Genomic DNA, 22074 nt, shown 5'->3' with positions numbered 1-22074 from the left:
ACCAGTGTCGTCGAGGGCATCAACAACACCATCAAGGTCATCAAGCGTCGGGCTTACGGGTACCGCGACGAGGAATACTTCTTCCTCAAAATCCGTGCCGCGTTCCCCGGTAATCCGCGATGAACCTTTTTTTCGTCCTCGGCCGAAAAACGGGGCGCGATGCGCGGTGGCGCGGCCCGTTACTCGAACACCGGCCGAAAGAAGCTGCGCTCGTAGCTGACGATGCAGCGGGTTTCCTCCGCGTAGCGGAACGCGGCCTGGCAGGCCGGATCCTCCTTCGAGCGTTCGCGGTAGCGCTCGTATTCGGCGAGGCTCGGAAACGAGAACATCGCCAGTGCGATGTCGTTTGCGCCTTCGGACGGCAGGAAGTAGCCGTGATGCGTGCCGCCGAACTTTTCGACGAGCGGAATCCACATCTTGCCGTAGGCTTCGAACTCGGCGAGCTTGTACGGATCGATGACGTAGCGAAGGAAGCAGGTGACCATGGGCGCTCGCATTGCGATGAGGGAGCAGCGAGTCTGGATCGCGTTGCCGCACGTGTCAACGGCGTGCGTGCCGGCCATCGATATCGACGCGTGACGCGTTGCTTGCGCGAGCAACGATCGATGCGCTTTCATGCGTTCGCAACGACGCGTGCGGCGCGGCGGGAAGCGCGATATTCATCGGGCCTGCCACGCCCGTTTCCCCAAACTTTTACGACATTTTTTCTTGCGACAGCGGCTGGCGCGCTCATAGACTTCGGGCATCCCAACCACGGAGCATTGCAATGTCGATACCCTGGAACGCGATCGCCGAACGACCCTCCGCCGCGCCGCCTGCCGTGTGCGCCGACCGGGTGGTCGTACGGCGTTTCGATCCGGCATCCGACAGCTATGCACAACTCACGCCGATGCTGCATCGCGCCTTCGCGCGGCTCGGCGCGATGGGGCTCAATTGCACGTGCGTCGATCAGGGCGAAGACGTCACGCGCCGCCGCGCGGAAGCCGGCGAGTGCTACGTCGCCGTCTGTGGCGGGCGTGTCGTCGGCACGGCCACGCTGTATGCGACCGATCCATCGTCGGCCTGCTCGCTGTATCGGCGCGAAGGCGTCGCGAGCGTGCGCCAGGTCGCCGTGGACCCCGATTGCCAGAGCCGCGGGATCGGCGCGTTGCTGCTGTCGTTCGCCGAGCAGTGGGCCGCGTTGCGCGGCTATACGCTGCTCGCGCTCGATACGCCGCATCCCGCTGCACACCTGCTGGCGTTCTATGGCGCGCAGGGCTTCGAGGTCGTCGACGTGATGCGTTTTGCCGGCAAGCACTACGACAGCGCAATCCTCTGCAAGCGGCCCGTCGCGCATGTCGCGCGCCGCATGTCGCCGGCGTCGCGGCTGGCAGTACGTGTCGCGGCCGTACGGCGTCTTGCGAATGCGTTGCCGCCGCGCGTGGCCGCGGTGGCCCGCCGCGACCGGCAGGTGCGCCGCGGTGCAGGCTGGGCCGCGCGGCGCGCGGCCGGCGCCGCGAGCTGCCGCTCGTCGCCGTGGCGGCCACGCCAGCACGGGCGCTACACGTTCGGCTGAGCGCCGCGCGCCGGTTCCTGTTCTTGTTCCTGGTTTTGCCGCGTAAGCGTCTCGTGAGCGGAGTGTGGCGCTCCCGCTCGTGTACGGCCCTCGAGACACCCCCGCCGCGTCGCGGCGAACGGACGTTTACGCGCTTTTTATGCGCTGGCGCGATCCTTTGCCGCGATCTTCACGCGCGCCTTCACAAGATGGTTGCGTGGAAACGGAAACCTCGCGTGCGACGACGCGCGTTGCGTCACTCGTCGCGGCCGCGCGTGTCGCCGCCGCCCTTCGCGAGCCGCCAAGCGATCGTGCCGAGCACACCGACCGCGACGACCAGCGCGCCCCACAGCACGTAGCGGCGTGGCGCGTCCGTGTCGGCTACCGGCACCGGCGCGACCGCCGATGCCGGCAGCGCCGCGCCGACGCGGGCGGGCCGCACTTCGGGCGCCATGCCGACCAGCAGCGCATCGCGGCTCACGGCTGACGACACGAGCGACGCATCGCCGACCCCGAGCGTGAACGGCGGCGTGCCGCGCGCGACGAAGGTCAGCGCGGCCGGATGCCAGCCGATCGCGACGGCCGGCTGACCGCCGCCGAACCCGCCGTTGCGCATGTCGACGACGATCCGCCACGTACGATCCGTGTTCGCCGCGAATTCGAGCGGCGGATTGCGCTGCTCGCCGGCCTTGCCCTGCAGCCGGAACAGCACGGCGCCCGCGACGTCGCGCCACGGCGCCTGTGCATCGGCGCGGCTCTGCAGCGTCGCGCGCGCGACGGTGTTCGGCTGCGGCAGGTCGATGCGCACGCGATCGACCGGATACGCGCCGTCGGTGTCGAACAGATACTCGCCCGTCGTACTGCCGGCACGCACGCGCACGGCGTCGCGCCACTGGCGCGGCACGGACGCGGCGTCGGTCCCGCGCGCGTCGCGCGGATGCGTCTCGACGTCGATCGACGCGATCGCAGGCGCGCCGTCGAGCCAGTCCAGCCGCAGGTAGCGGGGTGCGGCGCCGTCGAGCGCGATGCGTTCCTGCACCAGCATGTCGTCGCCGTGGCCGACCTTCAGCAACTGCGTGCTGCCGAGCGACCGCCAGCTGCGCAGGTCGTCGCTTGCTTCGATCGCGACGCGCCCCTGGTAGCTGTCGTCGCCCACGTGCACGAACAGCGCGTCGAGGGTGCCGTCCGTATGCGACAGGTCGACGAGATCGGCGCCGTGCTTCGTGCGCGCCGGTGCGGCGCTCGCCGCGCGTAGCGCGCCGTCCGGGCCGACCGTCACGCCGAGCGGCGCGCCGCCGTTGTCGGCGCGGGCCGGCGGCAGCGGGAACCAGTGCACCGGCGCGCGCGTCGGCGGCATCGCGGGTGTGGCCGCCACGGGGGCGTCGAGCGAATACGGCACCGGTTCGCCCGCGCCGTTGAAGATGCGCACGTCGCCGAGATCATCGCGCCGGCTCGCCGCATACACGGGCTGCGGCACGGTGAGCTGGTAATACGCGGCGCTGCCGTCGAGGTCGAGCGCGAAGCGTTGCGCGACGCGTCCGGCGTCAGGCGTGCCGTCGGCCGCCGCGAACGACGCGAGCAGGCTCAGTCCGAGCAGGGCGGCGAGTCGCTTCATGGCCGGTCGTCCTGCTGCGCGGCGGCCTTCGGCGGCAGCGGCGAGAAATAGCCGATCAACAGCAGCAGCACGCCGATGCCGATGAACGACACGATGCGCTCGATCCCGGTCACGTGCGACAGGTCGAACAGGAACAGCTTGACGACCGTGAGCGCGAGCAGCGCGGCGCCGACGAACCACAGCGGGCGCAGCCCGCGGCGCGTGGCCCAGATCGTGATCGCGAGCGCGCAGAGCGTCCAGTACACGGACACCGATGCCTGCACGAGCGTCGATTCGGCCATCGCGCCCAACTCGTACGGCACGCCGGCCCAGTGATGCAGCGTGCGCAGCAGGATCGCGTTCAGCCACAGGAACGCGGTGGCGCCGGCCGCGCCCAGCAGCTCGACGCGATACGTGCCGAACGACCAGCCGAGCTTGCGCGCGCGGATGAACCACGACACAGCGAGCGCATAGACGACCGCGAGCACGAGGTCGAGCGGGTTGAGGAGCGGTACGCGCGCCCAGCTTCCGCCGTCCTGCGTGAAGTTCGCGTAGAAGGTCCACACCCACATCACGACGATCAGCGGCAGCGATGCGAACGCACAGAGACGGGCGATGCCGTCGCGGCGCGTCAGCCACATCCCGGCGAACGCGAACAGGCTCCAGCCGACCATGAACACCTGCTGGATGCCGAACGACGACAGCACGGTGTCGACGTCGTAACCCGTGTGGAAGCGATGGTGCAGCGTGCGCAGCATCAGCGCGTTGAACCACAGGAACACGGTCGCGACGGCTGCATAGTCGACGGTGCGCGGATGCCACGTGATGCCGAGCGCTTTCAGGCGGCGCAGCCACACGGCGAATGCGACGAAGACGAGACATTGCGCGATGTCGAGCGGATTGAGCAGCGGCAGCCAGAAGAGTGGTGCGGCGCTGCCGTCGCTGATCGTGCTGGCGAGGCTCCACAGCCATAGCAGCGCGGCGAGCGGCGCCGCGCCCCATACCTGGTAGGCGCGCGGGAACGCGGCGACGGGCCAGCGCAGGCGCGAGCCGGGGCCCGACACGAGCAGAAGCAGTGCGCCGAAGCCGTACGCCCATGCGCTCCAGCTCCATGCGCCTTCGGGGACGAACGCGCGCAGGCGCCAGAAGCCTTCGAGCGACAGCAGCCCGCACAGGGTCCAGAACGTCAGCGTATGCAGCGGCGCGATGATGCCGGCCGCGATCGACGGCACCGTGCCGTTCGCGGTATCGGCGCCGGCCGTGCCGCGCGACTGGCGCCGCAGCAGCGCGAGCGCTGCGCCGACGGCGACGGGCCACGCGAACGCACCCATCCCCGACAGCGGCGCTTCGTGTGCGTCGAACGCACGGAGCGCGAGCAGGGCGAGCACCGGCGTCAGCGCAAGCGCGGGCCATTCGGCGAGCGGCCACGCGAGCCGGCGGCGCGCGACATGGGCGAGCCACGCGGTGCCGGCCGCGAACAGCGCGGTCGTATCGACGACGAAGCGATCGGCATGCAGGTCGACGTGACGGCTCGCATAGACGAGGATCTCGTGCAGCCCGCCGCTGACCCACCACAGCAGCCCCCACGCGGCGGCCGCGCCGCCGATCTCGGGCATCCATGCATGCCACGCGCGCGCTTCGTCACGTCCGTGCAGCCACCAGCCGGTGAACAGGCCGGCGAGCGCGATCAGCAGCATCGCGATGTAAGGGCCGTTGAGCACGGGCAGCGTGGTGGCGTCGGCCGGCCCGAGCAGGCTGGTGAAGAACGCGCCGGCCGCGGCGACCTGCATCAGCAGACCGAAGCCGAACGCCAGCAGGCGCTTCTGACGCACGCCGAGCCACACGACGGCCGCGCCTTCGATCGCCCATGCGGCGCTGGTCGTCGGGCCCGAGAAGGCGAGCGGCACGGCCAGCGTCGCAAAGATGACCGCAAGCGCGAGCATCGATTCGAACAGCAGCCCGAGGCGGTCGCGGCGCCGTGCGAGCCATGCCGCCACCGCGACGTAGAACGCGGACAGCGCGACGGCGCTCCACGCGAGCCCGAACGGCATGCCCTTCACGAGCGATGCCTGCAGCGCGGTCGCGACGATCGGCGTGCCGAACACGAGCGTGCCGTCCACGTAGTGCCGCAGCGCGAGTTCGCGTTTCACCGCATACAGCAGTGCGATGCCGACGTACATCAGGAAGAACAGGATCAGGAACGGTTCGGTGCTCGCGAACAGCGCGGGACGATAGGCCGTCACGCCCCACGCCGAGCCGATCGTGAACGTGAACACGAAGCCGAGCAGGTTCAGCGGGCGCCACGCCTTGAACCACGCGATCGCGAAGATGCCTGCATTCAGCAATGCGTAGTAGCTGAACAGCGCCACGTGATTGCCCTGGCCGGTCGACAACAGCACCGGTGCGAGGAAGCCGCCCGCACTGCCCATGAACGCGAGCGGCAGTGCGTTCTGCCGCACCGCGAGGAACGCGCTCAGCGCGCAGACCGCGACCATCAGCGGGAACGCGGCGCCGACGGGCAGCAGCGCGTAAAGCTTGGTCGCGGCGAAGATCGTCAGGTACAGGATGCCGATGCCGCCGCCCTGCAGCACGAGACCGTACGCCGCGCGGCGCGCACGCACGCGCCAGCCGATCGCGAGCAGCGCGGCCGCGGCGAGCGCCGTGCCCGCGAGGCGGAATTCGATCGGCAGCATGTTGTTGTCGGCCGCGTACTTGAGCAGGAACGCGACACCGAAGAACAGCACGATGATCCCGACGCGCACGACCGTGTTGCCGCCGAGCAGCCAGTCGCGCGCGGCGCCGAAAGCACGGTCGACGATGCCGGGTTCGCGCGGCACGGGCGGGGCAGGGCGGGCCGGTGCGGCAGGCGGGCTTGCCATGGTATTGGCGGGAGCAGGCGCGGGTGCGGCCGGGCGCGCTGCGGTTGCCGGCGCGGGCGTCGCGGCAGGTGCCGGTACCGAGATGGAGGCGGGTGTGCCTGCCCGCGCGACGGCGGGTTGTGCAGGTTGTACGGGCGGTGTCGGGACGGGCGGCGCCGTTCGCGCGATGCTGCCGGCGGTGGCCGCACCGGCCTTCGCGCCGGCCAACTGGGCGCGCAGCGCGTCGAGTTCGCGCGTGAGCGTGTCGACGGTTGCTTCGAGGCGCGCGACGCGATCGGCGAGCGGCAACGGCGCGGGCGACGGTGTCGCGGACATCGCGAATGCATCGGGCGCGGCAGGCTTGTTCTTGAGCTTGTGCTGCTGCAGCGCGTGACCGATGCAGAACCCGACGGCAGCCCCGAGCAGCGAGCCGCTCGCGGCCGAGAAATCCCCGATCAGGGCGGCGATGCCGCCCACGACGAAACCGATTACGGCGAATGCCCAGTTCAACGCCTTGCTCCCTCTCACTATCGTTATCGTCCATCGATCGCGGATCGCACCGGATCGAGGCGGTTTCAGCACGGCCGGCAGGCGAACCGGCATGCGCGTGCGGCATGGATGGACCCTGCGGCAACGTCGCGATCAGCGTGTTTGCGGGGAATGTATCACAGCGGCCTGTCGCGGATTTCCGCGGTTGGCGCGGTACCGCGGCGTGCGCCGTCCGGTGTCGCCGAACGGTTTTTTGCACGGTCATGCTTTTTACCGGTGAATGCGACGAGCGCTTTCGTCTGAACAGACGGCCGTCGGATCGGACGTGGATTTGTCGCAAAGCGACGTGCGGCCGACACGCTTTGGCGCAAAATCTCATGCGATGCGCGCCGCGCTGCTGCGCACAAGTCGGACGCGCGATGCCCGCCGTTGCTGGGTGTGCGCGTATTGCGCCGCCGCAATCGGGTGCCGCCGCGTGGCGCGGCCCGCCAGGCGGGGCTGGAGGCCGTGTCGTATTTGCGCAAGCGTTTGTCGTAATTCGTCGGCAGGTCGGGGTTTTTTCTGGCAACTATGTAGGCACGCTATGACAAGCGCGAGTCCCCGCTACACGAGGAGAAGGTTTCGATGGATGCCCCCAAGGTCGTGGTCGAAGGTCTGTGCAAGGTGTTTGGAAGCAACCCGCAGCAGGCGCTCGACATGCTCGCCGCCGGCGCGACGAAAGACGATGTGCTCAAGCGCACCGGTCAGGTCGTCGGCGTGCACAACGTCTCCTTCGATGTGCAGGAAGGCGAAATTTTTGTGCTGATGGGCCTGTCCGGCTCCGGCAAGTCCACGCTGATCCGCCTCGTGAACCGGCTGGTCGATCCGAGCGCCGGCAAGGTGATGATCGACGGGCTCGACGTCGCGTCGGCACGCCGCTCGGCGCTGACCGCGCTGCGCCGCAAGGACATGAGCATGGTGTTCCAGTCGTTCGCGCTGATGCCGCATCGCAGCGTCGTGTCGAACGCCGCGTTCGGCCTCGAAGTCGCGGGCATGGGCAAGAAGGAACGCGAGCGCCGTGCGATGGAAGTGCTCGAGCAGGTCGGCCTCGCGCCGTTCTCGCACAAGCTGCCGTCGGAGCTGTCGGGCGGCATGCAGCAGCGCGTCGGCCTCGCCCGCGCGCTGGCCGTGAATCCGTCGCTGATGATCATGGACGAGGCGTTCTCCGCGCTCGATCCGCTCAAGCGCCGCGAAATGCAGGATGTGCTGCTGCAACTGCAGAAGGAACAGCGCCGCACGATCATGTTCGTGTCGCACGATCTGGAGGAGGCACTGCGCATCGGCAACCGCATCGCGATCATGGAAGGCGGTCGCCTCGTGCAGGTCGGCACGCCGCAGGACATCATCGCGAACCCGGCCGACGACTACGTGCGTGCGTTCTTCGACGGCATCGACACCAGCCGCTACCTCACGGCCGGCGACCTGATGCAGACGGGTGCGGTGCCGATCGTGTCGAAGTGCGACGCCGCGAACGTCGCGGCGACGCTGAACGGCAGTGCCGAATACGCGTTCGTGCTCGACGCCCAGCGCAAGATCCGCGGCTTCGTCACGCGCGAGGCGATCGGTCAGGACACGCCGTCGGTGCGGCCGATCGAAAGCATCCGGCGCGACGCGTCGCTCGAACATGTCGTCGCGCGTGTGGTCGCGAGCCCGAATGCACTGCCCGTCGTCGACGACGACGGCTGCTACTGCGGCTCGGTCGATCGTGCGCTCATCCTGAAGGCCATCACGCGTTCGCGAGGCTCCCATGTCTGAAATGATTCCGCTCGGTAGCTGGGTCGACCAGTCCGTTCACTACCTGCTCGACCATGACGCGAAGACGTTCGACGCGATCGGTCAGGCGATCGAAGGGCTCGCCGCATTCGTCGAGCATGGCCTGCAGGCGATCCCGATGTGGCTGATGATGGCGATTTTCATCGGCGTCGGGCTATGGCGGGTGGGCTGGCGCTTCGCGCTGTTCACCACGGCGTCGCTGCTGCTGATCTTCGCGACGGGCTTCTGGGATCAGACCGTCATCACGCTCGGCCTCACGTTGTCGTCGACGATCATCAGCCTCGTGCTCGGCATTCCGCTCGGCATCTGGGCTGCGAAGAGCAAGTGGGTCGCCGCGATCGTGCGTCCGATCCTCGACCTGATGCAGACGATGCCGGCCTTCGTCTACCTGATTCCGGCCGCGATGCTGTTCGGTCTCGGCCGCGTGCCGGGGATCCTGTCGACGGTGATCTTCGCGATGCCGCCGGCCGTGCGCCTGACGAGCCTCGGCATCCGCCACGTGAACCGCGAGATCGTCGAAGCCGGCCAGGCGTTCGGCTGCACGCCGTGGCAGCTGCTGTACAAGGTGCAGTTCCCGAATGCGCTGCCGTCGATCATGCAGGGCGTGAACCAGACGATCATGATGGCGCTGTCGATGGTGATCATCGCGTCGATGGTCGGCGCGGGCGGTCTCGGCAACGACGTGCTCGCGAGTATCCAGCGACTCGACATCGGCCTCGGTTTCGAAAGCGGTCTGTCGGTCGTGCTGCTCGCGATCATTCTCGACCGCATCACCGAAAGCTTCGGCCGCGCGCCGGGCACCGTGAAGGCGCCGCTGTTCGCCGGTCTCAAGCAGCTCTTTCGCGTGAAGGCGGCACCCGCACAGGCCTGAGCGCCGGCGGCCGGGAATACGCTCCGGCCGCTCACCCTGAATGGATAACGACTTCCGCGGCCTCGGCCGCGGGGTTGGCCCCCTGCAACCTCCTCTAGGGTCTGTTTCCAGATGGAACGCACATGCGAATGCCCGAAATCGCTCGCAGGGCAAGAAGTGAGGAGCGCCGTTTGGCCGGGCCAAACAAGCGACGAGCGACGCCGCCATGCGGGCGATTTCGGGCATTCCCGTGGAATAAATTTCAAGTTTGGGGTTGCCACGAGAACGGCCGCTCGCCGCGTTGCGCTCCTTGGCGATACGCCAAGTATTCGCGGCGTCGCGCGCCTCGCGAGCGGCCGTTCTCGTGGCAACGCATGTGCGTTCCATCTGGAAACAGACCCTAGGAGACCGATGTGACGTCCGCCGTCGCTGTTGCGCCCGCCGCCTGCGTTTCACCGGTTTCGTCCCTTGCCCATTTCGGCTTCCTGACGCTGCCGAACTTCTCGATGATCGCGTTCTCGAGCGCGGTCGAGGTGCTTCGGATGGCGAACTACGTGGGGCGTGCCGACCACTACAAGTGGTCGATCTACTCGCTCGACGGCGCGCCCGCGCATGCCAGCAACGGCATCGCGGTGCGGCCCACGCAGGCGCTCGACTACGAGAACCTGCCCGACGTGATGATCGTGTGCGGCGGCATCCGCATCCGCGACGTGGTCGACGAAGGCGCGCGCGATACGCTCGCGGCGCTCGCCGAACGCGGGCTGCCGCTCGGCGGCATCTGCACGGGTGCGTACGCGCTGATGTCGAGCGGGCTGCTCGACGGCTATCGCTGCACCGTGCACTGGGAGAACCTGTCCTCGCTGCATGCCGAGTTTCCGCAGGTCGGCTTCGCCGACGAGCTGTTCGTCGTCGACCGCGACCGGCTGACCTGTACCGGCGGCACCGCGCCGCTCGACCTGATGCTGAACCTCGTCGGCATGCGCTTCGGCCAGCAGCTGGCCGCGCAGGTGTCCGAACAGTTCATCCTGGAGCGCATCCGCAGCTCGACCGACACGCAGCCGATTCCGGTCGATGCGCGCGTCGGCTTCTCGCGCGCCGAGCTGATCGAGGTCGTGCGGCTGATGGAGGCGAACATCGAAGAGCCGCTGTCGCTCGAGGAACTCGCGCGGCTCGTGCGATTGTCGCAGCGGCACCTGCAGCGGATGTTCAAGGTATATCTGAACGTGTCGCCGACCCACTATTACCTGACACTGCGCCTGAAACGCGCGCGCGACCTGCTGCGCACGACCGACGCGTCGATCGCACGCGTGACGACGGTCTGCGGCTTTCATTCGCCGTGTCATTTCAGCAAGGCCTACCGCGCGCAGTTCGGCCATGCGCCGAGCTACGAGCGCCGGTTGCCGGGGCGCTGAACGAGAAGATGATTCGGTCCGCGACGTCGCCGGGATCGTGGCGCGCGGCTTCAATAAACGGTCCCGCATTCAAGCAAACGACATCACTTTGAGGAGAAGAAAGATGAAGCGCCTATTGATCGCAGCGGTGTGCGGGGTCGGGATAACCGCGCCGATGTCGGCCGTGTATGCGGCCGATCCGCCCGTATGCAAGAACGTGCGCTTCGCGGATGTCGGCTGGTCCGACATCGCGGCGACCACGGGCCTTGCGTCGACGATGCTGCAGGGCCTCGGCTACAACCCGACGAAGACGATCGCCTCGGTGCCGATCACGTTCGCCGGGATCAAGAGCAAGCAGATCGACGTGTTCCTCGGCTACTGGTCGCCGACGATGGACCCGATCATCCAGCCGTTCACGAAGGCCGGCACGATCAAGGTGCTCGCGACGCCCAACCTGACCGGCGCGAAATACACGCTCGCGGTGCCCGACTACGTGTACCAGGGCGGCCTGAAGTCGTTCGCGGACATCCAGAAGTACGCGGACAAGCTCAACGGCAAGATCTACGGGATCGAGCCGGGCAACGACGGCAACGCGCTGATCAAGAAGATGATCGACGGCAACCAGTTCGGCCTCGGCAAGTTCAAGCTGGTCGAGTCGAGCGAGGCCGGGATGCTGGTCGAGGTGAATCGCGCGGCGCGCGACAAGCAGTGGATTGTCTTTCTCGGGTGGGAGCCGCATCCGATGAACGTGCAGATGAAGATCGATTACCTGACCGGCGGCGACGACGTGTTCGGTCCGAACTACGGCGAAGCGAAGGTGCTGACGGCCACGCCGCCCGACTATTCGCAGCGCTGCCCGAACGTCGCGAAGTTCGTGTCGAACCTGCAGTTCACGACGACGATCGAGAACCACGTGATGTTGCCGATCATGAACAAGCAAGACCCGAACAAGGCGGCGGCCGACTGGCTGAAGGCGAACCCGCAGGCGCTCGACAAGTGGCTCGCCGGCGTGACGACGCTCGACGGCAAGCCGGGTCTGCCGGCTGTGAAGGCGTACCTCGGCGTGCATTGAGCGTAACGCGGCGGGCTTCGCGGCTTCGGCCGCAAGCCTGACGTGATTTCCGGGCCGGTGGAAGCAGGGTGCGCATCCTGCTTCCACCGGCCTTTTGCTTCCAGCTTCAGGTTCGGCCCGTCAGTCGGTGGACGATGCGCTAGACTGCTCGATCCCGATCGAGGAGACGGCAATGATACGCAGTGCGCTTGAGGTATCCGGATGGCGGCAGGTGGCCGGCAGGCGGCCGAGGCCGAATGGTGCGTCGGCTTGTCGCGACGCAGGCTGCAGCCGGACGATGCCGCACTGCGGCCATTCACGCGCATGAAGCGCATCGAGCAAGTGGTGCTCGCCGCCGATCTCGCGGGCACGGCGGTGTTCGCGGTCGAGGGTGCCAATGCGGCGATCGGCGCCGGGCTCGACCTGTTCGGCGTGATGGTGCTGTCGCTCGTCGTCGCGCTCGGCGGCGGCGTGATCCGCGATCTGCTGATCGGCGCGCGGCCGCCCAGCGCCGTGAGCGACTGGCGCTATCCGGCGCTCGCGTTCGCGTCCGGGCTGGTCGCGTTCGTCTTTCATGCGCGGGTGGCCGCGTTCTCGCCGTCGATGCTCACGACGCTCGATGCGGCCGGCCTCGCATTGTTCGCGGTCGCGGGCGCGGTGAAGGCGCTCGAGTTCCGCGTCCACCCGTTCATTGCAACGCTGATGGGCGCCGTGACCGGCTGCGGCGGCGGCGTCGTGCGCGACGTGCTGCTCGCGCGGATACCGGTCGTGCTGGTCACGGACATTTACGCGAGCGCGGCGCTGCTCGGCGCGGTCGTCGTCGTGTCGTGCCGGCGGCTCGGTTGTCCGCCGGTCATCGCGGCCGTGCTCGGCGGCATCGCCTGCTTTGCGCTGCGGATGGCGGCGGTGCGTTTCGGCTGGCAGCTGCCGAAAACCGCGGGCGGGGCGTAAACGGCGTTTCAGGCACACTTCGCGCAGCCGCTTCCGCTCGCCGCGCGAAAAAGGATCGGACAGAATCGCGACGACCGACCCGGACCATACGTCCGTTTCGCGCAGCGCAGTGGATCGCAATCGGGTATGCCTATGCCGCCTCTCGTCGAAGCAATCCTGGGTTGGGCCACGGTCGCGCTGGGCGCACTGGGCTTGATCTGCATGATGATCTGGCCGTTGACGCCGGACCGGTGGGTATTCGAGGCCGGCTATGCGTGCGTGCCCGACGGCCGGGACCTGATCCTGGCGCCGCGGCGCATGCGCATGGGTCACTTCGTGTGGTGGTCGTTCGGCTTCGGGCTGAGTGCGTTGGGACTGGCCTGCATGACTGGCGTACCCCTGCTTGCCGGGAGCGTCACCGGTGATGAATTGCATGCGTGGTACGAATGGCTCGGGCTCGGCGTGTTCGGTGTGTTCGTCGTCGGCGTGGGCGTGCTGTTGATCTGGATCGGCCGCAAGCTGATGCGCGCACGCTGGTTTGCAGGCCCACTGCGCGAAGCGCGTTTCTGCTGGCGCGACGAAGAACGCTGGATCGATATTCGCACCACGCGCCTGCTGCGCAAGCCGGTGCTGAATACCTACGCGTGCCGCGAGCTGGAGCACCTGCTGGTCGGCGGCCGGAAGAGTATCGACGGCGCGGTCGTGGGCGGTTCGCTGGTGAAGATCCAGAGCGATCTGGCGCAGCTCGTGCTCGTGTTTCGCGATCGCCCGCCGGTCGACCTGATGGGGCGGATCAACGACGGCGAGCAAGCGCGCCGCATGGCCGGCATGATCGGCACCTGGTGCGGCGTCGACGTGCGGCGGGTCGATGGTTTGCCAGGCGTGACGCCGTTCAACTTCGACCGGATCTGACTCTGCCCGCCTCGCTGGATGAGTACCACGCGCCCGCCTCACGACTCCTTCGTCGCCGCCGGCACGTCGAACACGCGATCGAACGCCCACTGGAACACGAACGCGTAACAGAAGAAAAACGCGAACAGCCCGATATCGACGACGAACGCGTCGAACCACGAGATGTCGAGCCACCACGACACGACCGGCACCAGAATGAAAATCAGCCCGCCTTCGAATCCGGTCGCATGCAGGATCCGCCGCCCGAGCGTACGCGTCGGCTGCCGGCGCGACGCTTCCCAGCGCTCGAACAGCGCGTTGAAGATCATGTTCCACAGCAGCGCGATCGCCGACATCGTCGCCGACAGCGCGCCCGAATAGACGAGATCCTGCTTGAAGATCGCCGCGATCGCGGGCGAGATGCAGGAGATGGCGATCGCTTCGTAGAGCACCGCCTGCGTGATCCTGCGCGGTAGGCCTTGCACGTTGTTCCTCCGGTTCGACGGCACCCGCCGCGGCGCCGTGCCGCAACGTTCCGCAAGGCTATCCACGTTGCACGCGCGCTTCAATTCACCTAATCTCACCCCGATTGAATCGAATTCAACCCGGCCGCATCCGGCCCGCGAGGCCCCGTGTTCTCGAAAATTCCCCTGACCGCGTTGCGTGTATTCGAAGCGTCGGCGCGGCTCGGCACGTTCAAGGCCGCCGCGGACGAACTGTCCGTGACGCCGGCCGCCGTGTCGCACCAGATCAAGTTGCTCGAAAGCCGGCTCGGCGTGCTGCTGTTCGAGCGCGGCGCGAGCGGCGTGCGGCTGACGGGCGACGGAGCGCGCCTGTTTCGCACGAGCCACGATGCGTTGCTTGCGTTGAGTCGGGGGCTGGATGCGGTGCGGCCGGACGCCTCCAGCGAGCGCACGCTCGTGCTGACCACCACGCCCGCCTTTGCCGCGATGTGGCTGATTCCGCGTCTCGGTGCGTTTCGACGCGTCGATCCGCATCTGCACATCAAGGTCGAAACCGGCAACATGCTCGTCGATCTCGAACGCGATGCACGCATCGACCTCGCGATTCGCGCGACGTCGCGCACGTTTTCGGCGCTGCACGAGATTGCGTTGATCGACGAGTATTTCGGCGCGTATGCGGCGGCAGGCTTCGACGCGCATCGCACGGACGCGCCGCTCGACCTGATCGAGACCGTGTGGGATACGCCGCTGCCCGTGTCGGTCGACTGGGCGTCATGGTGTCGTGCGGCGGGGCGCGAAGCGTGGCTCGACCGCGCGGTGTTTCGTCATTACGACGACGAGCATTACGCGGTACAGGCCGTGCTGCACGGGCAGGGTATCGCGCTGCTCAGCTCGGTGCTGGCCGCCGAGCATGTCGAGCGCGGCGCGTTGATGCCGATCGAGCCCACGGTGCGGCTCGACGGTGCGCGCTTCGTCGCGTTGTGCCGGCCGGGGCGCGAGCGTGAGCCGCAGGTCAGGCGGTTTCTCGACTGGCTCGAAACGGAAATCGCGCAGACGCGCGCGGCGGTCGCGCGGATGGGAGGAGCGGGCTGAGCGGGAACGCATGGCCGCACCGCTTATCACGCGCGGGCGGATGCGGCCCCAGTCATTTCTCGATTCGTATCGGCTTCGCGAGCTTCGCGTCGCAATGCCAGCTTCGGTCGCGTATTGCCGCGATCTGTGCGACAGCCGGGCTGCGCCATGCATCGGGCAACTTGCAGGTGCGGCGGGCTGTGCGTTTCGTGGGCGCTTCGTCACCAGGCAGCGGCGCGTAGCTGTCGTGTACGTCTCCCGTCAACGCATTGACGCTCGTATGGGATTCGCTGCTGCCGCCGCCATCCCAGCGGAAGTTCCAGCTGTCCTCGTCCCATCCCGCGACGATCCATTGGCCGTTGCGGGTCGTCACGCGCCAAGTTTCGCCCCAGCGCATCGAACTGCCGCCGTAATTTCGCACGAGCAGTGAACCATGGCTGATGTCGAGCGGCTGGTACGGATCGCCCATTACGCCGCCGTCGTTCGGCCCCATCGCGATCGCGTCGTTCGTGAGCACGCGCTTGCCGCCGACGAAGATGCGCAGGCGCCGTGGGCCGTCGGGCTGCCCGCGCAGCACGTCGATGCAGGCGGTTACCAGTTGGGTCGAGCCGAACCCGCCGCGGATGCTGTCGTCGAGTGTGTAACCGGTGTCGACCTTGCCGCAGGGATCCTCGGCCGTGTTGAGCGGCCCTGCGCCATGCGCGGTGGCGGAGGCGACGAGTACCGTGACCACAAGCAGCGCGTGCAAGCTGCTCGGTGCAGCGTCCGCGCGGGGAGACGACAGGAGAAGGCGCATGGCGAGAGGGCGATGGGAGACCGGGCGTGCAGTTTAAGCGATTCGGGCACGCGATCGGGGTGCGGTTTCCGTACGAACGAGCGATCGTTCCGTGCATTTCCTTGAGCAGTCCCGAAACGGGACGCACATCGGCCCGCTACCCGAAGCTGACGCAATAGACCGGCGGCAAATGCGCCGATACCTGTTGCCAGTTGTCGCCGCCATCGGCGGAGGTCCATAGCCCGCCGGTCGTCGACGCCATCGCGAGGCGCGTGCCGGAATCGTCCACCGCGAGCCCGTGCCGGTACACGAGGTCGTATGCCGGCGCGGCCGGCAATCCGTTCGACAGGCTCTCGAAACTGCGACCGCCGTCGCGCGTGCGCGTGACGACGAACCGGCCGTTCACCGGAATCCGGCACGCGTCCTTCACGGCCGGCACGAACCACGCGGTATCCGGTTCGTGCGGATGCACGGCCACCGCGAAACCGAAGCTCGACGGTTGTGCTTCGATCCGCCGCCAGTGCTCGGCGCCGTCGGTCGTGCGGAAGATCGCGCAGTGATGCTGCGTCCACAGCACGTCCGGGTTGGCCGCGCACTGCACGACGCGGTGCGGATCCTGCATGTTGGGCTCGCCGCGCCGCTCGGGCGGCATGTAGTCGGCTTCCATGCCCTCCGCGGTCACGCGCCACGTCGCGCCGCCGTCGGCGGTCTGCCAGACGCCGCCGCACGAGATGCCGACCGTCACGTGCCGGCTGTCGCGCGGATCGACCATCACCGAATGGATGCCCGGCGCGTCGTACCCGCCGCCGCCCCATTCGGCGCGTTCGGGGCGATCCCACAGCGCGCGGTTGAGCACCCACGAGTCGCCGTGGTCGTCGGAGCGGAACAGTCCGCCGGGAATCGTGCCGGCCCACAGCACGCCCGGCTCGTCGGCGCCGCCGGCTTCGAGCGACCAGATCTGCTGCAGCGTCCACGGCGGCTGCGGTGCGCCGGGCGGCGCGTCGTCCGTGTCGCCGGTGCCGGCATGCGCACCGGCGCTGGCGGGCGCCGCGTCGGCCGGTTGCGGCGGGTAGACAGGGACCGCGCATTCTTCCCAGTCGGTCGCGCCGGCGCGCTGGCGATGCAGCTTCACGCCGAAATGGCCGAGGTTGAGCGCCGCATACAGCGTGCCGTCGCGCGGGTCGGCGAGCGCCATGCTGACGGGCTCGCCGATGAAATGCGGGTCGCCCAGCGTCCAGCCGCCGCGGCCGTCGGGTTGCAGGATGAACAGGCCCTTGCGGGTGGCGACGAGCAGTCGATCGTTCATGTGCGAGTCTCCTGAGGGGCCGGCCCGGCATTCGGGCGCCGGGTCCGGGTCGATGCATCCGTCCCTTTATCCGCCCGTCAGCGCCTGGACGACGTACACGCGGCTGGCATCGCCGAGCGCATCGGACAGGTGCTGCCGGTCGCGGATCGGCTGGCCGTCGACGAACACCGACAGGTGCTTTCGCAGCGCGCCCTGGTCGTCGAGGATGTAGCCGCGCAGCCGCGGCTGCTCGCTGAAAACGGTGTCGAATGCTTCACCGACCGTGTGCGCGTCGATATCGCGCTCGGGCGTTTCGATATGCCGCTGGATCGACGCGGCGAAGAAGAGATGCGCCATGGCGGTGGCTGGCAGGAGCCGCGCGGAAGGGACGGTCTGTAGTGTAGGCGATTCGCTGGAAGCCGGAAGCCGGAAGCCGGGATGGCGCCGCGCCGGCGCGCTAGACCGGAATCGACCGCCCGCGGAACCGGATCCCGAGCCGCACGACGCCGATCACCGCATTCGACAGCCAGGTGAGCGGACGCGGCATGCCGCGCCGGCGGATATCGAGCAGCAGCACGATCCTCACGGCGTCGCTGTCGTTCCACACCTCGTGCATGAACGTGTCGTCCCACAGCAGGAAGCGGCCTTCGTCGAGCCGGTATTCGCGGCCGTCGATCTTCAGCACGGCGGCCGGCGTGCCGTCCGCGCGCTTCGGCATCGACAGCACGAGATACCCGCGCAGGATGCCGCGAAACGGCCCGCGATGCGGCGGGATGTGCTTGCCGGGCGCGAGAAAGGACAACGACGCGGACAGCACGTCCGGCGATGCCGCGACGAGCGACGCGACAGTCGGGCAGCGCGACAGGTTGCGCGGGAATCGCTGGCCGTACGCCTGCATGATGAACATCCGCCAGTCGCGTGCGTCGTTGGCCGAGATGTCGTACTGCTCGCGCATGATTTCGTGGAAGCGCGGGATGCGCGGCATGTCGCGGGCGACGGCGAGTGCTTCGGCCCGGATCGCGGGCCAGGCGCGCACGAAACGCTCGGCGTCCGGGAACGCGGCCGTGTCGAGCACGGCGCCGCCATCGATATGGCGGTCGTACAGCGTGCGAAGCAGGCCGGCTGCATAGTCGTAAGCGACGGACATGGTCGATCGGATCGCGATCCCTATGAGGTGACGTCAGTCTGCCCGAACCGCAACGGGCGCTGCGTTACGTCAGGTTACGCCGGCTGACGAATGAATGACAGTTTTATGAACGCCCGGCACGCGCAGATCGACAGGCCGGGAATAAACACAGTCCCTCCGTCGTCATACGGGTGTAGCACATCGTCTCGTTGACTTCTTAAGGAGTAGAACATGAATACGCATTGGCTGGTGGCCGCCACGGTGGCGGCGATGTCTGTCGCGGGTGTCGCGACGCAAGCGTCGGCACAGGCGCTGACGCGCGCGCAGGTCACGCAACAACTGATCGACGCGGAAAACGACGGGCTGCGCTTCGTGACCGATACGTCGTATCCGGACGTGAGCCCGCTGTTCCGGCAGCAGGCCGAACAGATGCCGCAGCGCCAGGCGAGCACGGCGGTCGGCGGCGATCCGGCCGTGTCGTCCGAAGCAGGCAAGCCGGCGACGATGTCGCCGCATCCGCGCGCTGCCGCATGCGTCGGCCCCGCGAGTTTCTGTGCGATCTATTTCGGCAGCTGACGCACCCGCCTGCATCCGCAGGTCACGCATTCGCCACGGTTGATCGATACACAGCATTGAAGGAGTTCATGATGAAAACATATATCGCACTACTGACGATGATCGCAGCGATCGTCGGTCAGTCGGCATTCGCGCAATCGGCTGCGCCGCTGACGCGCGCGCAGGTTCGCGACGAACTGATGCGTCTGGAAGCGGCCGGGTACGACCCGGCGAAGGGCGACGACGGCGAGTATCCGGCGGACATCCAGGCCGCGCAAGCGAAGCTCGCCGAGCAGGATCGTGCGCGGATGGCGGCGTCGGCCGCGCATGCGCCGGCGCCCGGCATGCCGGCGCAAATCAGCAACTAGGTGCCGACATGATCGTGTGTGAAGTCTGGCCGTCGTGTTCGCGGGACGGCAAACCGCATGCCCTTCGCGCCACGCGCCGTGGCCGAAGGGCGCGGGCTGCGATGCCGCTCATTGCACGCCGCTTCGCGCGGCGTCGCGATCAGCTCGTCAACCGGGCGCGCTGAGCCGGGACGTCGTTCACCACGGCATCATGCGCTGCACGACCTGGTCGCGCAGCACGAAGCGGTGCAACAGCGCGGCCGCCACGTGCAGGCAGATGCCGGCGAACAGGACCCACGCGAGGATGCCATGCACGTCGCCCATCGCGTGACCGAATCCGGAGCCGGCCGCCGACAGCGCCGGCAGCGGAATGACACCGACCAGCGTCACGGCCCATGCGCGCGACGACGCGTTGATCCAGCCGAGCAGCGGCACGACGATCAGCAGCACGTAGAGTGCGCCATGCGTGATGCCCGACAGCGCACGCATCGCGGGCGACAGGTCGCTGGCAGGCGGGCGATGCGTCGCGCGCCACAGCACGCGGCACGCCATCGCCGCGAGCAGCGCCGTGCCGACGAGCAGGTGCGCGGCGATCAGGCCGACCGGTTGCGTGTCGCGATGCACGTCGGGCATCGTCCAGCCGATCGCATATTGCGCGACGACCAGCGCCACGATCAGCCAGTGAAGGAAACGGGCGACGGCGTCATAACGGGCGGGTGCGGACATGAAGACTCCTGGCGGGAGACGGGAGGTGACAGGGTTCGGGCGGATTCTACGGTCGAATCCTTAACGAAACGTTAAGCGCGCGGCATCGATCCACCGGTATCCGCCGACGGCAGCGTGATGGCCACGCCGAGCCCCTGGCCGCCGATACCGGACGCGAACCGCACGCTGCCGCCGAAATACTGCGCGATGCGTGTGACGATCGACAACCCGAGCCCGCTGCCGGGCGACTGCGCGCCGCTGCCGCGATAGAAGCGGTCGCCGAGCCGTTCGTGCTCGCCGGGCGCGACGCCGGGCCCGTCGTCGCGCACGACGATGCGTTGCAGTGCGCCGTCGTCGTGCACGCCGAGCTCGATGCGCCCGCCGCGGCGGCCGTACTTGACGGCGTTGTCGACGAGATTGTCGAGCAGGATGCCGATCAGGATCGGATCGGCGTCGATCGCGCGTGCGGAGCGGTCGCCGGCCACGATGGCGATGTCCTTGTCGGCGGCCTTCGCCAGATGGCGGTCGATGGCCGCATCGACGAGTTCGCGCACGACGACCGCGCGCGTCGGAATGCGTTCGTACTCGTCGAGCCGCGCGAGCAGCAGCAACTGTTCGGCGAGCCGCGCGCTGCGGTCGACGCCTTGCACGACGCGCTGCATCGCCAGCTGCTTGCCCGCCGGATCGTCGGTCGCGATCGCCACCTGCGCCTGCACCTTGATCGCGGCGAGCGGCGTCTTCAGTTCGTGCGCGGCGTCGGACGTGAACGCGCGCTCGCGCACGATCGATTGCCGCAGCCTCGCCAGCAGGCGGTCGATCGCATCGACCAGCGTGCGCACTTCGTCCGGGACGGTCGCGATGCCGAGCGGTTCGAGCGATCGCGCATCGCGCGCGCCGATCAGCGTGGAGAGTGTCTTCAACGGCGCGAGACTGCGTCCGATCGTGACCCAGAGCAGCAGCGCGAGCACGGGTAGCGCGACGATCAGCGGCAGGACGATGCCGCGTGCGATGCCGGTCGCCAGATCGCTGCGCGTATTGGCGGTTTCCATCACGCGCACGCGGCGCCCCGACGCGTTGTCGCGCAGCGCGTAAGTGCGCCACTGTGCGTCGCCGATGACGATCGTCTGCGGCGCGCCACGCAGGTCACGCGCATCGGGCAACCGGGCAGCGGCAGCGGGGAGGCTCGATGCAACGACGGTGCCTTGCGCGTCGCGCACGTCGAACAGCACGTCGCGCGGCAGGCGGTCGCCGTCGTTGTCGGACCCGCGTCGCGACGCGTCGAACGCGAGTTCGACCCGCGCGTCGGGCGGCACGCGGGCAAGGCGCTCGAGGTCGGCCGGTGCGAGGTTGACCAGCAGCGACGCGGTTTCGGCGAGGCGGGCATCCTCCCATTCGCCGATCTCGCGCGTCGCGTAGTGGATGCTGCCGAACACGGCGACGAGCCAGACGACGGTCACGCAGCCGATCGCCATCAGCGACACGCGGTGCCGTATCGAGCGGGCGATCATGGGAGGTCGACGACGTAGCCGATGCCGCGGACGGTGCGGATCAGTTCCGCGCCGAGCTTCTTGCGCAGGTTCGAAACATGGACCTCGATCGCGTTGCTTTCGATGCCTTCCTGCCAGCCGTACAGGCTGTCCTCGAGGCGCGCGCGCGACTGCGGCATGCCTGGGTGGCTGACGAGCTGAACGAGGATCGCCCATTCGCGCGACGTGAGCGCGATGCGCGACGCATCGCGCGTCACGGTATGCGCGGCCAGGTCGATCGTGATGTCGCGCCACACGATTTCGTCGCCGGCCCGGCCCTGCGAGCGTCGCACGAGCGCGCGGCAGCGGGCGAGCACTTCCGTCAGCTCGAACGGCTTCGCGAGATAGTCGTCCGCGCCGTCGTCGAGGCCGCGGACGCGGTCGGCCACGGTGCCGCGCGCGGTCAGCACCAGCACGGGCACCGTATCGCCCGCGTCGCGCAGCGCGCGCAGCAGTTCCGTACCGGATTTGCCGGGCAGGCCGAGATCGAGCACGACGAGCGCGAAGCGCGTCGTCGCGAGCGCCGCGGCGGCTGCGTGACCGTCGCGCAACCAGTCGACGTGATAACCGGCCTGGCCGAGGCTGATCTCGAGGCCGCTGCCGATCAGGTCGTCGTCTTCAACAAGGAGGAGTCGCATGGTCGATTCGTGTGCAGGCATCCGCGATTGTACGAGCCCGACCGCGTGCGCCGTGCAACGGAATGTAATCGGACCCTGTTCGAATGCCGTGCGATTCTGAAGAACGCTTAAGGTTTGGCGCCGGCAATCCCGCTACCATCGGCCACGACATTTCTCGGGGAGTGCTCCGCTTCCCCTGATCC

At 68.2% G+C, this 22074-nt stretch carries 21 protein-coding genes and 1 pseudogene; 11 read left to right on the top strand and 11 right to left on the bottom strand.

Going from position 1 to position 22074, the window contains the following annotated elements; translation table 11 throughout:
* A partial coding sequence (locus DIE03_RS33740; RefSeq protein ID WP_143329487.1) for a transposase occupies positions 1 to 123 on the top strand: 123 nt, incomplete at its 5' end.
* A gap of 56 nt (positions 124 to 179) precedes the next feature.
* Here the strand turns inward: DIE03_RS33740 and DIE03_RS33735 are convergent.
* On the bottom strand, positions 180 to 485 hold the full coding sequence (locus DIE03_RS33735; RefSeq protein ID WP_124456475.1) for an NIPSNAP family protein: 306 nt from the start codon (positions 483 to 485) through the stop codon (positions 180 to 182).
* A 281-nt stretch (positions 486 to 766) separates the two neighbouring features.
* Between DIE03_RS33735 and DIE03_RS33730 the strand changes: the two genes are divergently transcribed.
* Entirely contained in the window at positions 767 to 1555 is a 789-nt protein-coding gene (locus DIE03_RS33730; RefSeq protein ID WP_124456474.1) for a GNAT family N-acetyltransferase, read from the top strand.
* A gap of 235 nt (positions 1556 to 1790) precedes the next feature.
* On the opposite strand, the gene DIE03_RS33725 is transcribed toward DIE03_RS33730, so the two are convergent.
* Both DIE03_RS33725 and DIE03_RS33720 read right to left on the bottom strand, forming a co-directional pair.
* Positions 1791 to 3149 carry a DUF3999 domain-containing protein gene (locus DIE03_RS33725; protein ID WP_124456473.1) on the bottom strand — a complete coding sequence of 453 codons (1359 nt, stop codon included), beginning with the start codon at positions 3147 to 3149 and terminating at the stop codon, positions 1791 to 1793.
* A complete protein-coding gene (locus tag DIE03_RS33720; RefSeq protein WP_124456472.1) occupies positions 3146 to 6496 on the bottom strand; it encodes a DUF2339 domain-containing protein in 3351 nt (1116 codons plus the stop codon). Before DIE03_RS33720 ends, DIE03_RS33725 begins: the two co-directional genes overlap by 4 nt.
* Before the next feature lie 471 nt (positions 6497 to 6967).
* Between DIE03_RS33720 and DIE03_RS33710 the strand changes: the two are divergent.
* The 6 genes and pseudogenes from DIE03_RS33710 to DIE03_RS33680 form a co-directional block, all read left to right on the top strand.
* Positions 6968 to 8269: pseudogene (locus tag DIE03_RS33710) on the top strand (glycine betaine/L-proline ABC transporter ATP-binding protein); the annotation flags it as partial.
* Positions 8262 to 9158, top strand: a complete 897-nt coding sequence (gene choW / locus DIE03_RS33705; protein ID WP_124456470.1) for a choline ABC transporter permease subunit — start codon at positions 8262 to 8264, stop codon at positions 9156 to 9158. The pseudogene DIE03_RS33710 and the gene choW, both read left to right, overlap by 8 nt.
* Positions 9159 to 9550: 392 nt before the next feature.
* Complete coding sequence (locus DIE03_RS33695) at positions 9551 to 10549, top strand: GlxA family transcriptional regulator (RefSeq protein ID WP_124456469.1); 999 nt, start codon at positions 9551 to 9553, stop codon at positions 10547 to 10549.
* A 103-nt stretch (positions 10550 to 10652) separates the two neighbouring features.
* Positions 10653 to 11600 (top strand): choline ABC transporter substrate-binding protein, encoded by a 948-nt coding sequence (locus DIE03_RS33690; RefSeq protein WP_124456468.1) that lies wholly within the window; start codon positions 10653 to 10655, stop codon positions 11598 to 11600.
* A 303-nt stretch (positions 11601 to 11903) separates the two neighbouring features.
* On the top strand, positions 11904 to 12530 hold the full coding sequence (locus tag DIE03_RS33685; RefSeq protein ID WP_124456476.1) for a trimeric intracellular cation channel family protein: 627 nt from the start codon (positions 11904 to 11906) through the stop codon (positions 12528 to 12530).
* Positions 12531 to 12656: 126 nt separating this feature from the next.
* Positions 12657 to 13421: a hypothetical protein gene (locus tag DIE03_RS33680; RefSeq protein ID WP_124456467.1), complete on the top strand. Its 765-nt coding sequence runs from the start codon at positions 12657 to 12659 to the stop codon at positions 13419 to 13421.
* A gap of 38 nt (positions 13422 to 13459) precedes the next feature.
* Here DIE03_RS33680 and DIE03_RS33675 read toward each other — a convergent pair whose 3' ends face one another.
* On the bottom strand, positions 13460 to 13885 hold the full coding sequence (locus tag DIE03_RS33675; RefSeq protein WP_124456466.1) for a PACE efflux transporter: 426 nt from the start codon (positions 13883 to 13885) through the stop codon (positions 13460 to 13462).
* Positions 13886 to 14032: 147 nt separating this feature from the next.
* Here DIE03_RS33675 and DIE03_RS33670 point away from each other — a divergent pair, with 147 nt between their 5' ends.
* On the top strand, positions 14033 to 14956 hold the full coding sequence (locus tag DIE03_RS33670; RefSeq protein WP_124456465.1) for a LysR substrate-binding domain-containing protein: 924 nt from the start codon (positions 14033 to 14035) through the stop codon (positions 14954 to 14956).
* Between the two features lie 52 nt (positions 14957 to 15008).
* Here the strand turns inward: DIE03_RS33670 and DIE03_RS33665 are convergent, their stop codons facing one another.
* The 4 genes from DIE03_RS33665 to DIE03_RS33650 all read right to left on the bottom strand — a co-directional run bounded on the left by DIE03_RS33665 (position 15009) and on the right by DIE03_RS33650 (position 18142).
* Positions 15009 to 15683 carry a hypothetical protein gene (locus DIE03_RS33665; protein ID WP_124456464.1) on the bottom strand — a complete coding sequence of 225 codons (675 nt, stop codon included), beginning with the start codon at positions 15681 to 15683 and terminating at the stop codon, positions 15009 to 15011.
* A 184-nt stretch (positions 15684 to 15867) separates the two neighbouring features.
* Positions 15868 to 17016, bottom strand: a complete 1149-nt coding sequence (locus DIE03_RS33660) for an exo-alpha-sialidase (RefSeq protein ID WP_124456463.1) — start codon at positions 17014 to 17016, stop codon at positions 15868 to 15870.
* A 66-nt stretch (positions 17017 to 17082) separates the two neighbouring features.
* Entirely contained in the window at positions 17083 to 17352 is a 270-nt protein-coding gene (locus DIE03_RS33655) for a MoaD/ThiS family protein (protein ID WP_124456462.1), read from the bottom strand.
* 100 nt (positions 17353 to 17452) lie between these two features.
* Positions 17453 to 18142: an aspartyl/asparaginyl beta-hydroxylase domain-containing protein gene (locus DIE03_RS33650; RefSeq protein ID WP_124456461.1), complete on the bottom strand. Its 690-nt coding sequence runs from the start codon at positions 18140 to 18142 to the stop codon at positions 17453 to 17455.
* Positions 18143 to 18352: 210 nt separating this feature from the next.
* Here DIE03_RS33650 and DIE03_RS33645 point away from each other — a divergent pair, with 210 nt between their 5' ends.
* Both DIE03_RS33645 and DIE03_RS33640 read left to right on the top strand, forming a co-directional pair.
* Positions 18353 to 18697 carry a DUF4148 domain-containing protein gene (locus DIE03_RS33645; protein WP_124456460.1) on the top strand — a complete coding sequence of 115 codons (345 nt, stop codon included), beginning with the start codon at positions 18353 to 18355 and terminating at the stop codon, positions 18695 to 18697.
* A gap of 71 nt (positions 18698 to 18768) precedes the next feature.
* Positions 18769 to 19044, top strand: coding sequence for a DUF4148 domain-containing protein (locus DIE03_RS33640; RefSeq protein WP_124456459.1), 276 nt, complete (start codon positions 18769 to 18771; stop codon positions 19042 to 19044).
* 177 nt (positions 19045 to 19221) lie between these two features.
* Here the strand turns inward: DIE03_RS33640 and DIE03_RS33635 are convergent, their stop codons facing one another.
* From DIE03_RS33635 to DIE03_RS33625, 3 genes are all read right to left on the bottom strand, one after another.
* Positions 19222 to 19749 carry a cytochrome b gene (locus tag DIE03_RS33635; RefSeq protein WP_124456458.1) on the bottom strand — a complete coding sequence of 176 codons (528 nt, stop codon included), beginning with the start codon at positions 19747 to 19749 and terminating at the stop codon, positions 19222 to 19224.
* A 71-nt stretch (positions 19750 to 19820) separates the two neighbouring features.
* Entirely contained in the window at positions 19821 to 21236 is a 1416-nt protein-coding gene (locus DIE03_RS33630) for an ATP-binding protein (RefSeq protein WP_185658276.1), read from the bottom strand.
* Entirely contained in the window at positions 21233 to 21892 is a 660-nt protein-coding gene (locus DIE03_RS33625) for a response regulator (RefSeq protein WP_124456457.1), read from the bottom strand. Before DIE03_RS33625 ends, DIE03_RS33630 begins: the two co-directional genes overlap by 4 nt.
* Positions 21893 to 22074 lie beyond the last annotated feature (182 nt).

The organism is Burkholderia sp. Bp8992, from assembly GCF_003853705.1.
Classification (GTDB): domain Bacteria; phylum Pseudomonadota; class Gammaproteobacteria; order Burkholderiales; family Burkholderiaceae; genus Burkholderia.
The sequence above is the reverse complement of the archived record's forward strand: the minus strand, read 5'-3'. Positions and strand labels throughout refer to the sequence as shown.

Excerpts from the sequence above, each read along its gene's own strand:
- DIE03_RS33655 (WP_124456462.1), bottom strand. The coding sequence starts at position 17,352 with ATGGCGCATCTCTTCTTCGCCGCGTCGATCCAGCGGCATATCGAAACG.
- DIE03_RS33725 (WP_124456473.1), bottom strand. The coding sequence starts at position 3,149 with ATGAAGCGACTCGCCGCCCTGCTCGGACTGAGCCTGCTCGCGTCGTTC.
- DIE03_RS33635 (WP_124456458.1), bottom strand. The coding sequence starts at position 19,749 with ATGTCCGCACCCGCCCGTTATGACGCCGTCGCCCGTTTCCTTCACTGG.
- DIE03_RS33645 (WP_124456460.1), top strand. The coding sequence starts at position 18,353 with ATGAATACGCATTGGCTGGTGGCCGCCACGGTGGCGGCGATGTCTGTC.
- DIE03_RS33680 (WP_124456467.1), top strand. The coding sequence starts at position 12,657 with ATGCCTATGCCGCCTCTCGTCGAAGCAATCCTGGGTTGGGCCACGGTC.
- DIE03_RS33630 (WP_185658276.1), bottom strand. The coding sequence starts at position 21,236 with ATGATCGCCCGCTCGATACGGCACCGCGTGTCGCTGATGGCGATCGGC.
- DIE03_RS33690 (WP_124456468.1), top strand. The coding sequence starts at position 10,653 with ATGAAGCGCCTATTGATCGCAGCGGTGTGCGGGGTCGGGATAACCGCG.
- DIE03_RS33625 (WP_124456457.1), bottom strand. The coding sequence starts at position 21,892 with ATGCGACTCCTCCTTGTTGAAGACGACGACCTGATCGGCAGCGGCCTC.
- DIE03_RS33650 (WP_124456461.1), bottom strand. The coding sequence starts at position 18,142 with ATGTCCGTCGCTTACGACTATGCAGCCGGCCTGCTTCGCACGCTGTAC.
- DIE03_RS33660 (WP_124456463.1), bottom strand. The coding sequence starts at position 17,016 with ATGAACGATCGACTGCTCGTCGCCACCCGCAAGGGCCTGTTCATCCTG.
- DIE03_RS33685 (WP_124456476.1), top strand. The coding sequence starts at position 11,904 with ATGAAGCGCATCGAGCAAGTGGTGCTCGCCGCCGATCTCGCGGGCACG.
- choW (WP_124456470.1), top strand. The coding sequence starts at position 8,262 with ATGTCTGAAATGATTCCGCTCGGTAGCTGGGTCGACCAGTCCGTTCAC.
- DIE03_RS33730 (WP_124456474.1), top strand. The coding sequence starts at position 767 with ATGTCGATACCCTGGAACGCGATCGCCGAACGACCCTCCGCCGCGCCG.
- DIE03_RS33640 (WP_124456459.1), top strand. The coding sequence starts at position 18,769 with ATGAAAACATATATCGCACTACTGACGATGATCGCAGCGATCGTCGGT.
- DIE03_RS33735 (WP_124456475.1), bottom strand. The coding sequence starts at position 485 with ATGGTCACCTGCTTCCTTCGCTACGTCATCGATCCGTACAAGCTCGCC.